10 protein-coding genes are annotated in these 14291 nt (G+C 40.1%); 5 read left to right on the top strand and 5 right to left on the bottom strand.

Annotated features, from left to right (window positions below; all coding sequences use genetic code 11):
* The first annotated feature begins 144 nt into the window (after nucleotides 1-144).
* On the top strand, nucleotides 145-378 hold the full coding sequence (locus H6G08_RS21025) for a photosystem II protein, Psb35-related (protein WP_190546417.1): 234 nt from the start codon (nucleotides 145-147) through the stop codon (nucleotides 376-378).
* Between the two features lie 298 nt (nucleotides 379-676).
* Here the strand turns inward: H6G08_RS21025 and H6G08_RS21020 are convergent, their stop codons facing one another.
* Nucleotides 677-823, bottom strand: a complete 147-nt coding sequence (locus H6G08_RS21020) for a hypothetical protein (protein WP_190546415.1) — start codon at nucleotides 821-823, stop codon at nucleotides 677-679.
* A 384-nt stretch (nucleotides 824-1207) separates the two neighbouring features.
* Between H6G08_RS21020 and H6G08_RS21015 the strand changes: the two genes are divergently transcribed.
* The 4 genes from H6G08_RS21015 to H6G08_RS21000 all read left to right on the top strand — a co-directional run bounded on the left by H6G08_RS21015 (nucleotide 1208) and on the right by H6G08_RS21000 (nucleotide 7338).
* Nucleotides 1208-4252 (top strand): peptidase domain-containing ABC transporter, encoded by a 3045-nt coding sequence (locus H6G08_RS21015; protein WP_190546413.1) that lies wholly within the window; start codon nucleotides 1208-1210, stop codon nucleotides 4250-4252.
* An 85-nt stretch (nucleotides 4253-4337) separates the two neighbouring features.
* A complete protein-coding gene (locus H6G08_RS21010; RefSeq protein WP_190546411.1) occupies nucleotides 4338-5939 on the top strand; it encodes a beta-barrel domain-containing protein in 1602 nt (533 codons plus the stop codon).
* Nucleotides 5940-6088: 149 nt separating this feature from the next.
* Nucleotides 6089-6586: a DUF427 domain-containing protein gene (locus H6G08_RS21005; protein ID WP_190546409.1), complete on the top strand. Its 498-nt coding sequence runs from the start codon at nucleotides 6089-6091 to the stop codon at nucleotides 6584-6586.
* A gap of 203 nt (nucleotides 6587-6789) precedes the next feature.
* The gene (locus H6G08_RS21000; protein ID WP_190546407.1) at nucleotides 6790-7338 is read left to right on the top strand and encodes a GrpB family protein; all 549 of its coding nucleotides are present in this window, start codon (nucleotides 6790-6792) and stop codon (nucleotides 7336-7338) included.
* Between the two features lie 550 nt (nucleotides 7339-7888).
* Here the strand turns inward: H6G08_RS21000 and H6G08_RS20995 are convergent.
* The 4 genes from H6G08_RS20995 to H6G08_RS20980 all read right to left on the bottom strand — a co-directional run bounded on the left by H6G08_RS20995 (nucleotide 7889) and on the right by H6G08_RS20980 (nucleotide 14192).
* A complete protein-coding gene (locus H6G08_RS20995) occupies nucleotides 7889-10843 on the bottom strand; it encodes a HEAT repeat domain-containing protein (RefSeq protein WP_190546406.1) in 2955 nt (984 codons plus the stop codon).
* 62 nt (nucleotides 10844-10905) lie between these two features.
* Nucleotides 10906-11160 (bottom strand): hypothetical protein, encoded by a 255-nt coding sequence (locus H6G08_RS20990; RefSeq protein WP_190546404.1) that lies wholly within the window; start codon nucleotides 11158-11160, stop codon nucleotides 10906-10908.
* A gap of 66 nt (nucleotides 11161-11226) precedes the next feature.
* Nucleotides 11227-13629 (bottom strand): spherulation-specific family 4 protein, encoded by a 2403-nt coding sequence (locus H6G08_RS20985; RefSeq protein ID WP_190546402.1) that lies wholly within the window; start codon nucleotides 13627-13629, stop codon nucleotides 11227-11229.
* A gap of 425 nt (nucleotides 13630-14054) precedes the next feature.
* Nucleotides 14055-14192 carry a hypothetical protein gene (locus tag H6G08_RS20980; protein ID WP_190546400.1) on the bottom strand — a complete coding sequence of 46 codons (138 nt, stop codon included), beginning with the start codon at nucleotides 14190-14192 and terminating at the stop codon, nucleotides 14055-14057.
* Nucleotides 14193-14291: the final 99 nt, after the last annotated feature.

Raw genomic sequence — 14291 nt, 5'->3', positions numbered from 1 at the left:
GAATTTTGAATTTTGAATTGGTATTAGGTGTGGATTACCCCACTTTTAATATCGGTATGCACGTTAGTTTGTATATTGCAATGTTTGTAACAAGAAAGTTATATTTATTTACATAAAGTTACAAAGCTTAAGTAGAGGTTTGAAATGACTATCTTAATTGCATTATTGGTTGTGGGTTGGGTAGCTGCTTCAGTTATTGGTACTTTGGCTTATTTTTTGGGAGAGCAAAGCAAGCCCATCCACGAGCGTAACTGGCGCTCAGATGCTTTTGAAAAGTTGGCGAAATCAATTACAGGGCAAGATACTGATTATGCTGAACGCACTCCTGCTTATGCTTATGCAACGGATGCCTACACCAGCCGCAACCTGCCTCAATAAAAGTTAAGGTGGCGCATTAGCATGACAATAGATATAGCCCCCAAGCCATTATTGGGGGTCTGGCTTTACAAAAACTTCAAATGATTGACGTTTTATGAAGAATATGTTAAATATATTAATATAAGCTTACAAAGCTAAGAAATCTCAATATTTAGAACAACGACAACGCAGAAGAAAAATCTGACATTTGGGTATCTCGGAGTTTTCTTCTTTCACCTCGGCTTCCGCATCGGGCCGAGGTTTTATTTTGGGTTAGTCAGTTGTCAGTTGTCAGTTGTCAGTAGCTAGTGCTGGGTAACTAATGACCATTGACCATTGACCATTGACCATTGACCATTGACCATTGACCATTGACCATTGACCATTGACCCAATTTCAGCAACTTCGGTATATACCCTAAAGACATTGGGCGATAAGCAGGTAAAAATTGATTCGTATTAAGCATCTGTAACCACTCCAGACAGCTCCAGAAATCCTGAGAGACAATCTGGAGTTTCTTTATATGTAGGTTACACAACATTGAAGCTATTTGCAGAAGCGATCGCTTAGTTAGCTAGATAAATATAGAGCATCAAAAATTACCTGCAACCAAAATAGCACCACAATATGAAATTACCTTGGCATTAAGTATTATATTTAACAAGACATCACTGTAACTTGTCGATTTTCTCGCAAAATGACACCAAGAGTAACTTTTTTAAGTAAAACTTCGCAAAGATTGTAACTTTTACCCTGCATAATGTGTAGTATGCCAGGAGATATGTTTCTTAAGGCCTAGTAGCCAATTACAAATAAGTAAAACCTATATAAAAGTGATTAATAAGCTTGCATGACTTATATTAAGAACGCCTTTGAAGAATTTCTTCCTACTATCGAAGGTTTTGACCAATTACCCCAAGAGGAAATCGTCGAACTCGCGCAACAATTACAAGCGTGGCGCTACCGCATAGGTCAAAAAATTATCGGTAAGGAAGTTGTTCCTGACAAAATCACAATTATTTATGAAGGACAAGTACGCCTTTTAGGATACGATCCGCAAACCCAAATGCCAATAACTTTGAGGTTATTGCAACCAGGAGAAGTACTAGGAGAAATCGGTTTTTTGCGTCAAGTGGGTTGTGAAACAGCGATCGCATCCACAGAAACAGTATGTGTAACGTTAAGTACTGTTGAATACTTACGGCTGCTGTCTTCCTACCCAGCTTTTGCCAATGTGCGCAGAAATCGCCCCCATATTATTGAAATATTTGATGTTATTGGCTGGCAACTAGAAAAGCAAGCTTTAGCCAGTGCTAATCTCAAAGAACTATCAGATCAAGCTTTACCCAAGGCGAAAGTAAATTACATTCCGCCAGGAAGAACCAGACTGAATCAACTCAATCATGACAGCGTTTGGTTTGTCAGTGGTAGTGGTTCAGTGGATAATTTAGCTACATGTTCGCGCTTGCAATTTAGTGATGGCAGCAACATTGAAGTCCAAGGGCCAAATGCTATCCGGATACTCGGTTTAGATCCGGCAAATTTGTATTTCCTTGAGGATGAGCCGGTACAAGAGCAAGTAACGACGATTCAGTCTCAGTCTCAATCTCAATCTATATCTCGCTCTCACTCGCAACCGCGCTACTCACTTGAGTCAGTAGATATTCCCTATGCCTCTGTAGAAGAGGTTTCCCAACCAGCAGTAGGCTCCAAGGGTAAGCAAAAAAATCAGAAATTTCCCTTCTTTCGGGGAACTGGGGAGGTAAATACCACCTTTGCCTGTTTTCAGATGCTCTGCAAACACCTCAACATTCCCTTTCGGCGAGAAGTCGTGCGGCGCATCTTAACAGAGCAAATGCGAAAACAGGGTACTCTCTCATATCAGCTTTGTGCTTACCTATCAGAGTTAATTGGACTCAAAGCTCATTTAGTAGATATCCCTGTCAGCGCCATTACCAGGATTCCCACACCAGCATTGATTCGCTATGGTGATAGTTTTGCGGTTTTATATGCAGCCGATGCTAATTCTGTAGTGGTGGGTGTCCCATCTCAAGGGATTTTGCGCTGCAAACCAGCTGAATTAGTCGCAGGTTTGGATGTGGATGAAAGCAAAATGCCGCCTCAACTGCGGATATTGCTGGTAGCTGCTACTAAAGAAACACCTCAAGAGCGGTTCGGCTTGCGGTGGTTTATTCCCTATTTATCGCGCCACCGTCGCGTACTCATAGAAGTTTTTATCGCTTCCTTTTTTGTGCAATTGGCGGCATTAGCTAATCCCTTAGTTATTCAGCTAATTATTGATAAAGTCATTGTCCAAAATAGCATTAATACGCTGAATGTTTTGGGGGTATTGCTATTAGTAGTGGGCATATTTGAAGCCGTATTAACTACCTTGCGGACATACTTATTTGTTGATACTACCAACCGCATTGATATGAGTTTGGGGTCGGAAATTATCGACCACCTACTGCGCTTACCACTCAGATATTTTGAAAAGCGACCGGTAGGTGAATTATCAACACGGATTAACGAATTAGAAAATATCCGCCAATTTCTGACAGGTACAGCTTTAACGGTGGGATTAGATGCAGTATTTTCGGTGGTTTATATCATCGTTATGCTGTTTTACAGTTGGCAATTGACATTGGTGGGTTTAGGTACAATTCCCATCTTTGTGATTATCACCTTAATTGCTTCGCCCACTGTCAGCAGACAGTTACGTAGTAAAGCGGAACGCAACTCCGAAACTCAATCTTATTTAGTTGAGGTGATGTCGGGGATTCAAACAGTAAAAGCGCAAAATATCGAATTGCGATCGCGCTTTTCTTGGCAAGAGCGTTATGCAAAGTATGTGGCTGCAGGGTTTAAAACCGTTGTCACCTCGACTCTAGCCAATTCTACGAGTAACTTTCTCAACAAACTCAGTAGTTTATTAGTGTTGTGGGTAGGTGCTTATTTAGTACTGCAAAACGAATTAACTCTAGGAGAATTAATCGCCTTTAGAATTATCTCTGGCTATGTTACCAGCCCAATATTACGTTTAGCGCAACTGTGGCAAAACTTCCAAGAAACTGCCTTATCTTTAGAGCGGTTAAGCGATATTGTGGATACACCCGAAGAAGCCGAAACTAATCGCGACAACATCCCCTTACCTGCAATTAAGGGAGCAGTCAAATATGAAAATGTTTCCTTCCGCTTTGCACCTAGCGGCCCCTTACAACTTTCGAGTGTGAATGTGGATATTCCCGCCGGACAATTTGTGGGTATTGTCGGTCAGAGTGGATCGGGTAAAAGTACGATGATGAAATTACTGCTAAGACTCTATGATATCGAGTCTGGGAGAATTCTCATCGATGGTTATGATATTTCCAAAGTAGAACTGTATTCCCTGCGGCGACAGCTGGGTGTAGTACCGCAAGATCCACTGTTATTTGATGGTACAGTGCAAGAAAATATTGCTTTAACTAATCCCGAAGCTACCACCGAAGAAATTATCGAAGCGGCTCGTCTCGCCGTTGCCCACGAGTTTATCATGGGATTGCCTAATGGTTACAATACCCGTGTAGGCGAACGAGGTGCATCACTTTCTGGGGGACAAAGACAGAGAATTGCGATCGCGCGATCGGTTTTGCAACGACCAAAATTATTAGTATTAGACGAAGCAACTAGCGCTCTCGATTACCCAACAGAAAGACAAGTCTGTCTGAACTTAGCTCAAGGCTTTAAAGGAAGTACGGTGTTTTTTATTACTCACCGTCTGAGTACTGTGAGTCATGCAGATAAAATTATCGTCATGGATAGCGGTAGGCTCAAAGAGCAAGGAAGCCATCAAGAGTTAATGGATGCAAAAGGTCATTATTTTTACCTTTATCAGCAGCAAGAAGTCAATCTGTAATGATGGAGTTATCAGTTATCAAACACATTAAATAACTGATAACTCTTAAATAAAAACATTTACTAATTTACAATCTAAAGTCCCTATGACTCAACTGAACGATAATAGCTTTAACGATACAAACAGTAACGGCAAACAACGTACTCAAACACAATCAGATTCACAGCAAGTAGTGACAACATCTGTAGAATCTGTTGATGTTCAACCTGTCAAAGAACCGCAATTTAACTTCCGCGAGCCTAACTTTGAGCAAGCAGTCATCTTGCGTCAATCTCCGATTTGGTCGCGTACCATTATGGTATCTCTCATGCTCATCGCCTGTTTTGGACTAGCTTGGGCATATTTAGCCAAAATTGAGCAAGTAGTACCAGCTACAGGTCAATTAAAGCCAGAAGGAACAGTTAAAGATGTGCAAGCTCCAGTTAATGGAGTTGTGAAAGAAGTTTTTGTGAAAGATGGTCAACAAGTACAAGCGGGAGATTTACTGTTAACATTTGACTCCATTGCTAGCCGTGCGGAATTAAATTCTTTAAACCAAATTCGCGCTGCTATCACTCAAGAAAACCAAATTTATCGGCGCTTGATGGGTGTAAGTTCGGCGACAGCATCGGAATTAGAATTTTTGCGCAGTCGCTTACCTCAAGATACAGCTTTTCTGCTTAAAAGTCGCAGAGAATTAGTTTCCGAAAATGACTTGTTACGCAATCAATTAAACAAAAATGGCTCAGAAGCTGGACTAGGCTCTGATGAGCAACAACGCCTAGCAGTAGCACGCAGAGAGTTAGATTCACGCTCTTTAGCGGCACAGTTGGAAGTCGAAAAAACTCGCAAACAACTAGCACAAACTCAAGTTAAAAAAGAAGATACGCAAAAAAGTTTAGAAATCCAAAGTACTATTTTAGGTAGGGTGAAAATCTTAGCTGAAGAAGGTGGGATTTCCCAACTACAATATCTCAACCAGCAGCAACAGGTACAAAATCTCAGAGCGGAAATCGCGCAGTTAGCGGAAGAAGAAAAACGCCTGCAATTTGAGATTCAAAAAGGACAACAGCAGTCAGTCAATACTGTAGCCGCTTCCGATAAAGATATTTTAGAGAGAATTTCGCAAAACAAACAGCGCATTGCGGATATTGATAGTCAATTCTCGAAAATTTTGCTAGAAAATGAACAACGATTATCAGATATTAATAGCAAAATTGCTCAAGCTAGGCAGAATATTAAATATCAAGAACTGCGAGCGCCTGTAAGCGGTACAATTTTTGATTTGCAAGCGAAGACAGCAGGATATGTGGCTAACCCCACACAAAAACTCATGCAAATAGTACCCAATGACAAATTTATTGCTGAAGTTTTCATTACTAATAGAGATATTGGTTTTGTGAGGGAAGACATGAAAGTCGATGTGAGAATTGACTCTTTTCCTTTTAGTGAATTTGGAGATATTAAAGGAAAAGTGATTGGTATTGGTTCTGATGCATTACCGCCAGATCAAACACATCAGTTTTATCGCTTTCCCGCCAGAGTGAGTTTAGAAAAACAATACTTGACAGTCAGGGATAAAAAAATCAACTTGCAGTCTGGTATGTCGTTAACTGCTAATATTAAAGTCCGCGAAGAACGTTCTGTACTGAGTTTATTCACTGAGTTGTTCACCAAACAGGTTGAAAGTCTCAAAGAAGTACGTTAGGCTAGCTTTTCAGGGTGCATTCCCCTATGTTTAATTCCTCTATAAACGCAAACGGTCACAGATGTTTAATCAGACCATTTGTGTTGTTTTTTTATTTAGGGAATTAATCTTATTTTTCAGCTTACTTATTCACATTTGTCAATTTGATTATGGTTTATCCACAACGCATTGAACCCTCTCCCGGACAAGAATCTGTTTGGGATTATCCTCGTCCCCCACGTCTTGAGGATACAAATAAACATATTCAAATTATTTTCAATCAGGTAACTATTGTTGATACTCACGCAGCAAAACGGGTTCTAGAAACTAGCCACCCGCCTACATATTATATTCCGCCTGCAGATATTAAAATGGAGTACCTTTTCCTGACATCAAAGTCTAGTTTTTGTGAATGGAAAGGAATCGCCAATTATTACAGCATTCGGGTTGGTGACAAAGCAGTTGAGAATACTGCTTGGTTTTATCCCCATCCGACATCGGCTTTTGTAGCTATGAAAGATTATGTTGCCTTTTACGCGCATACAATGGATGCTTGCTATGTTGATGGCGAACAAGTACAACCCCAACCTGGTAACTTTTATGGTGGTTGGATTACTAGCGATATAGTTGGGCCTTTTAAGGGGATTCCTGGTAGTTGGGGATGGTAATTATCATCAATAACTAAGTAAGTCGGCGCAATTAAAGATAACTAGTCAGGGTTGTCATTTGTCATTGGTCATTGGTTATTTGTCATTGATAAGGGTTTCAAATTTGTTTACGTTTTGTATCTTAATTGTGTACAATCGCTTACTTATTTATACCTCCAGAAAAACTGTTTTGAGTTTTGTATTTGCAATTTTTCAAGTCTCTCATGAAAGTAGAAGTTGTACCCCACGATCCATCATGGCGAGGTAAGTTTGAAGCTGAAGCCAAACTGATTTTATCAGCATTGGGCGATAATATCGTGGATATTCATCATATTGGTAGTACTTCGATTCCTACCATTTATGCGAAACCAATTATTGATATATTAGTTCAGGTTAAGGACATTGCTAAGATAGATGAGCAAAGTTCAGTGATGACTGCATTAGGTTATAAAAATATGGGTGAATTTGGTCTCCCTGGTCGTCGTTTCTTTCGTAAAAATAATGAGGAAGGAATCAGAACACATCACGTTCATTTCTTCAAGATTAATGTTGCTGAAGTTCAAAGACACTTAGCATTTCGCGATTACATGATTGCACATCCAGAAGATGCAATTAAATACAGCGATTTGAAGCGGGAATTAGCCAAGCAATACCCAAATGATATCGAAGGATATGTGAATGGTAAAGACGGATTTATCAAGGAGATGGAAAGAAAAGCCATAGAATGGAAGCAATTGCTTCAACCTAACTCATCTAAACCTAATCTTGATTGATGGCGCAAAGTCACTCAATATATTTAAATTGAGCATCGGTATAATTACTTAGGAATAGTGAGGGGTAATACCCCCCTACAATCTATGCGTATAGCAGTGTAAAATAAAACTGGGTTTAAAGAAATATTTTGATTTTAATCCTACTCAATGAATGTTGAGTAGGATGTTTTATTGCTATTTTTCAGTTACTAGTATTTACCAATTTTGGCTCGGTTTTCGTCATCCGCGATCGCCAAAAACGGTTAATTTTTGTAAATGCTCCGGATGAGAATATTGCCCGATCAAATTATAATTTTGATTGAAATTATTTATTGCCCAATAACAGCAGGGAACGTAAATAAATAGCTTATTGATATTGATTGAGAAATAACTTAAATAAAAGGCAGGTTCTCCTGCCTTGGGAAGAAAATTAACAATCCATCTATTTACAATATCTCACTATTTGGTGACATTGGGGTGACAGTATTATGTCATCTGTGCGAATAGCTTAAAAATGGGCATTGGGCATTGGGCATTGGAAAAGACAGATGTTCATGATGGCTACTTAACATTATTGATGCCAAATTTGGGAAAAATCTAAATAATCCATATTGTCTGCACAGTGCCAAATTAGTTTATAACAGTCGCGACAGCGTTCTCGTTCATCATTGATGAATTGCTGACAGCTACAATTTTTCAATGATGCGATCGCGTTTGGGAATTGTTCGGGAAGTAAAATTTCTTTGATATTATCTGCTGTACGTTTGCGCAGTGTTTCGTTTTTGCTGGATTTGATTAGCTGTAATAAGGTATTGAGTGCAATTAAATTACCGGGAACAAGCTGTGCTAATTTATATGCTCTTCTTCTTTGGATATCTTCATCTTCTGCTAAGGCGATACCTTGAGTTAATTCGGCTATTTGAAAATTGAGCGAGTAATATGATGATGGTGGCTTGGTTTTGCGCTTACGTCTTCTAGTTTTGGGAAATTGTGCGGGGATAGAATTAACGACAGAAGATAATTTATCGCTGTGTAGGGTGGCTAAATTTTCTAATGCTTGACGACTTTGGGATGGATCGGTTGCAGATGCAGCAATTTTCTCTAATGTAGAAATAGCAACGGCATTTTTAGCATCGATTTTGCCTAAACTATAAGCAACTTTGCGCCGAGTAGATTCACTCTTGGTTGAGGTAATAATTTCTAATAAAGTAGCGATCGCAATTTGATTACCGGGATCGACTTTACCTAAACTATACGCTGCTTGCCAGCGCAATGCTTCATAGCGTACAGTTTGCAAAATCTTTTCTAAACCTGCGATCGCAATTTGATTACCAGGATCGAAGACTTTACCTAAACTATAAGCTGCATTCCAGATATCGAACTCGTTTTGACTAGATGTAACGAATTGTTCTAAAGCCGCGATCGCTTTTGGGCGATCGGTTTTTAATAAGGATACCCGCGCGCATTCCACAATCGGCGCGAGATATCTTAATTGCTGTTGCGCGTTAAATTTGTAATAGCCAAATCGCCATTTTACCAACTGCTGCACAATTTTCTGTGCCTGTTGACAATCTGTAAACTCAGCAATGCCTTGTGCGGCGACAAAATAAGCTTGATAACTATAATATCCGCCACAACCATCATTAAATGCTGTTAAAGCTTGGATAAACTCTTCTTTATACGTTGGGGAAATGTCATCTCTACCCAACCACAATAAAATTACTTCTCGCCATTGGGGTGCAAAAATGCGATAACTGGGATGAGATGAATTGCAATTAAAGAAAAAACGCCAATCAGTAATAGCTTGAGCGGCGAAATATTCTTGAAAGGTGGGATGATAAAAAGCATAAACTCTTTCGCCTTGAGTTTCTGAGATGCCTACATGATTGAGCCAGCCTAACTGTAGCGCTAATTGAAACATGCCATCATCAGGCGCGCCTAAAACTTGACAGACAAAACGGTGTCGCAAACGAAACTTGGTTTCTTCTTGAGAAATTGCTAACAGCGCTAATTCTCCCAAAGCGCGATTTAATTGTTGTCGCTGGGTGGAAGTTGTGGGAAATCGATCCTGTTTCCATTCATAAATTGATTCCACAAATCGCTCATACAGCATCGCTTTAGTTGTGGGTAATCTTCCTTGAGTTAATCCCCAAGTGCGACACAATAAAGCTAAACGCAAAGGATTTTTCACCGCATCTTTTAACCGTCGTCGTTCTGGTTGCGCTAACTCAGCTTGTAAACTCTCAGCAGAATTGGGATTATCTTGAAACCAGCGACGAATAAATTGCGCTACTTGATTGCATGAATCTGAAGAATTGAGCGCAGATTTTTCCCCATAGCTAAAATTAAGATTGCGGTAGGTTTGAAAAGATTGCAACGCATTCTTACCCCCATCCCACACATTTAACCGACAGGTGAGAATTACCCTCGCATCTGCTACCCAACCTGTCAGATAACTCGCAATTTTTGCTAAAGCTTGGCTAGATTCCAAAGCCATTTCATCGACTGCATCTAAGAATAACCAAACTCTTCCTTGATTAAATTGTTCGCAAAATGCTTCTTCAACTTCTCCGGGAACGCGAAGCTTACGAACAGCAGCAGGTAACCAAGCTTGAATTAAATATTGCTCTAAAGTTTTACCTTGTAAATCTGCCAAATCAACCCAAATCGGCAAATCTTGAGTATTCTCTAACAACCAAGCGGCGATTTTTTGCAGTAATGTTGTTTTTCCTGCGCCTGGTTCGCCAACAATTGCAATGCGCTGACTTTGTTGTTCTCTGAGTAATTGTTGGAGAAATTCCTCATGATTAAAAATCTGGGTAACTTCCGTATCTTCAGGTTCATACAACCGCGAACCTTCTTGAGGATTGACATCACTACCATAACGCCGACGATGTTTGCGTTCCACCAATCCCAACGGCACATATACTTGATCTAATTCAAAACTCACACCATCAGCACTAGTCAGGGGATTAGTTGTCAGTCGTTGGTGATTTTGTGCCATTAAAGCATCACGACAAATTCCCCACCAATCTATTATTTCTCCCCCTTGTCCCCCTTGTCCTCCTTGTCCCCCTTCTCCCCCTTCCCCTCCTGCTACCTGCTTCGATTTTTCAGGACGACGATTTTCCCATTCAACATCAAATTTTTGTAAATTCCCTGCAATATCATGGCGTGTATGCCAAAGATTGAGGGTAAAATGCCAAGTTTCCGAACCGCTACGAGCAGGACGATTATCTTCTAAAATTTCTAAGAAATCGGTAAATCGTTTTAAAGCTTCTTTAATATGTTCGGCGTTTAATTGAATTTCCCCTGGCGCTAAGGTTGTTAATGCTTGCAAAAATCTCAGCTTAGTTCTGATAACTAGACGATGTTCTGATAACCAGCGAGTTTGGATTTGAGGACGCAGTGCTTCTAAAGTCGCTTCATCCTGAGTGGCGATCGCATCATTAGCATAAGTTAATAATACTTCTAATAAGCGGCGCGATCGCTTTTTTGCTTCTGGGCCATAACTCGGTCTTGCCATCGCTGTAGTTTTCAGACTGAACAAAGTTCCAGGAATTCTCTCAGTTTAGCAATTTCCTTAGGTTATACGGGTTCAATTAATGATTGTGACATACGGATTGTCGCTAAGGGCGGGGATACCCCGCCCCTACGGGGTGGATCTGTGTGCATTGTTAATGCATCGCCTGGTATTGTTAATGCATCGCCTGGTATTGTTAATGCATCGCCTGGTATTGTTAATGCATCGCCTGGTATTGTTAATGCATCGCCTGGCATTGTTAATGCATCGCCTGGCATTGTTAATGCATCGCCTGGCATTGTTAATGCATCGCCTGGCATTGTTAATGCATTACCTTGCTTATCCTTTTTTCACCAATGCCCAATGCCCAATGCCCAATACCCCATTTAAACAAATATAATATTTTGTGTCGTCACTAAAACATCTTGCACCACTGCAATCAAATCGTTACCTCGATAAATTAATGAGTCTGAAATCGCTGCACTACCATATTTAGTAGATTCATAGGTAAAAGTGTATTCATTCACATTAGCAGAGGCTTTTAACTGAATCACATCACCTTCAGAAGCTTTAAAATCAGTAATTTTGGCATAACTGGAGCCAATATAGAGAAACGCTGATTGATCTCCTACGATAAATCTGTCTGCGCCACTATTACCAGTTAAAGTATCTATTTCCGTGCTAGTTACCGAATAACCTCCGCCACTGAGGGTATCATTGCCATAACTACCTTCAAGGAAGTCACTACCACTATCACCATAAAGTTTGTCGTCATTGCTACCACCTTTAAGGGTATCGGTATTAGATCCACCGTACAAGATATCATTACCCGCACCGCCGATGAGCAAATCGTTACCGCCACCACCGTTGAGAGAGTCATTGCCATCAAAACCCATTAGGGTATCATTTCCATTACCGCCATTAAGGGTATCGTTCCCCGTTTGTGGGCCGTGATTAGGATTGATAATTGCGGTAATCGGTACTTTAGCGTTAGCAGCTGCCACATCATCCCAAAGATAGCTGGTACTATACCAATTAGGATAGGCGTATAGTGGCAATAAAATGTTGAGGTTGCTAGCTGTTGGTAAAGAATCAATGTAATTAACTTGTTCTTGCCAATAAGAAGCTAGTCTATCCCAAGGATTTTTATCTGCGCCATCATCTGTAACGTAGATGTACCCCACATTGCGACTAACTGCAATATCTATATAGTTTTTCATCACCGCCGGATCGGTGACAGAATATATTAAGCTGGAAAATCGATCGGAGTTATAGCCGCTAGGTGGAGTTGGCGCTGTAGTCCAACCGATTTGATTCTCAAAAATTACTAAGTTAGCGTTGGGTAATTCTGATAAATAACGACTGTCTGGTTGAGTACCGTGATTGAGAATAACTTTGTCTAGTCTGCTGGTGTTGATGATATAGTCGTGTAATTCTTTGTAGTAGTTCACTTGACTGGCAGTATTTGCCGCTTCATCCAGAAAGATGCTATTGACGTTGTAGTAGTCTTGGTATAAGTCAATATCTGCTTTTACTTCGGCAATATCGCGTTTGCCGTAATTAGTCCAGACATAACCTGCGATCGCTACGCCAGCAGTGCGCAAATCTGCTAAACCTTTTATATAATCGCTATTGGGGCTACTTCCCCCCTTTAACAGCTCGTTTTGCGCTGTTCCATTGAGTACATCATTACCCGCACCGCCAACAATTTCTACTTTATTGGTAGCTGCGAGGGAAACATAAATATTATCTGCACCAAAACCGATAATATCAGCATGACCATCGCCGTTAACATCGGTGACTTGGCGAGGAGTTACATTTTGACTTGTCCAATTACTATTAACTGTGTAGTTATTAATCCCGACAGTAGGAGTAGCAAAAGTACCATTGGCATTAGCTAGAGAGATATAAACTTTATCTTGAGCAAAACCGACAATATCCGCTCTTCCATCACCATTAACATCCGCTAATTGACGGGGAGTAAGATTTTGACTAGTCCAATTATTACTTGCGGTAAAGTAGTTTTTAATACCTAATATAGGATTAGCAAAAGTGCCATTACTTTGACCGAGAATTACCCAAACATCGGTTGTCCCAAAACTAACAATATCAGCCCGTCCATCACCATTAACATCTCCTAGCAAGCGGGGATAAGCATCTTGACTAATTAATACCCCATCGTTTGTCGCCAAGCCAACAAAGGGATTGCCAAAAGTACCATCGCTGTTAGCTAATGAAACATAGACACTATTTAAGCCAAAACCAACAATATCAGCCCTTCCATCGCCATTTACATCCGCTAGCTGGCGAAAATAGCTATCTTGAGTTAGCCATCCACCATCGTTAACTGTAAAGCTATCAGCGCGAGCGATAAAGGGATTGGCAAAAGTACCATTGCTGTTAGCTAATGAGACATAGACATTATCTAAGCCAAAACCAACAATATCAGCCCGTCCATCCCCATTAACATCCGCTAGCTGACGGGGGTAACGATCCTGAGTTGACCAACCGCCATCGTTAATTGTAAAGATATCAGAACGACCGATAAAGGGATTGGCAAAAGTACCATTACTGTTTCCTAGCGAGACTAAAACATCATCTAGCCCAAAAGCCACAATATCAGCCCGTCCATCGCCGTTAACATCCGCTAATTGGCGAAAATAGCGATCCTGAGTTGTCCAACCGCCATCATTAATTGTCAAGATATCCGCACGCGCAATGATGGGTGATGCAAAGAACGGTTCATTCCATAAGTATAATTTAGTACTATTTATTCTTGGCGCAATCATATTATTTTTTTATTTTTATATTGATAAATCAGTGACGATAAAGCAATTTTAGAATAAAGTTTTTCAAAAATTATATAATCATAACCGTTAGTTTGTAACCAAAAATTTTATTAAGTTCCAGAATCTATTGAAATATTTTTAAGCTTGTACTTGATAAAATCTAGATTTTTTATCTGATTTCCAGCTTATTTTTATTATTATTGCTGCAATCCCAAACCCTGACGCAGCCTTACACCTATGGGGGGCATGGCACTGCCATGGCCCTACGATCTGCTTTAATTAAGCAATTATGGTTACTCATTTTTTGTCTTAGTTGAGAGTTTATTAACCTGATTTATGATTGATTCGATATTAAAATTATCTAACTATCCAATAAATGTGTTTTTAAAGACAATATTTGGTAATTTTGTCAATACTGAGATTAATTAGCCATTTCCTGGTTGAATAAAAATTTTATTACCATCAATTCCTCTGTAATCTCTTATCTCTGTGTTCTCTGCGCCTCTGCGGTTGGGAGCATCCCAAATGTGCAAAAACGCCCTCACCCTATAAGGGCTTGTCATTACCAACATCTTTTAAAGTGATTGGGTAATCAAATCAGCAGCCCAACACATATCCTGTAATCGCAACCAGCCTCGCCATAAGGTCTGCCAACCGGGCAG

Source organism: Calothrix anomala FACHB-343 (assembly GCF_014696435.1).
Taxonomy (GTDB): Bacteria; Cyanobacteriota; Cyanobacteriia; order Cyanobacteriales; family Nostocaceae; genus Aulosira; species Aulosira anomala_A.
Note: the sequence above shows the minus strand (reverse complement) of the source record. Positions and strands in the feature narration are given on the sequence as shown.

What these genes read in the sequence shown, in the direction of transcription:
- H6G08_RS21025 (WP_190546417.1), top strand. Translation starts at nt 145, where the DNA reads ATGACTATCTTAATTGCATTATTGGTTGTGGGTTGGGTAGCTGCTTCA.
- H6G08_RS21020 (WP_190546415.1), bottom strand. Translation starts at nt 823, where the DNA reads ATGCTTAATACGAATCAATTTTTACCTGCTTATCGCCCAATGTCTTTA.
- H6G08_RS21015 (WP_190546413.1), top strand. Translation starts at nt 1,208, where the DNA reads ATGACTTATATTAAGAACGCCTTTGAAGAATTTCTTCCTACTATCGAA.
- H6G08_RS21010 (WP_190546411.1), top strand. Translation starts at nt 4,338, where the DNA reads ATGACTCAACTGAACGATAATAGCTTTAACGATACAAACAGTAACGGC.
- H6G08_RS21005 (WP_190546409.1), top strand. Translation starts at nt 6,089, where the DNA reads ATGGTTTATCCACAACGCATTGAACCCTCTCCCGGACAAGAATCTGTT.
- H6G08_RS21000 (WP_190546407.1), top strand. Translation starts at nt 6,790, where the DNA reads ATGAAAGTAGAAGTTGTACCCCACGATCCATCATGGCGAGGTAAGTTT.
- H6G08_RS20995 (WP_190546406.1), bottom strand. Translation starts at nt 10,843, where the DNA reads ATGGCAAGACCGAGTTATGGCCCAGAAGCAAAAAAGCGATCGCGCCGC.
- H6G08_RS20990 (WP_190546404.1), bottom strand. Translation starts at nt 11,160, where the DNA reads ATGCCAGGCGATGCATTAACAATGCCAGGCGATGCATTAACAATGCCA.
- H6G08_RS20985 (WP_190546402.1), bottom strand. Translation starts at nt 13,629, where the DNA reads ATGATTGCGCCAAGAATAAATAGTACTAAATTATACTTATGGAATGAA.
- H6G08_RS20980 (WP_190546400.1), bottom strand. Translation starts at nt 14,192, where the DNA reads ATGACAAGCCCTTATAGGGTGAGGGCGTTTTTGCACATTTGGGATGCT.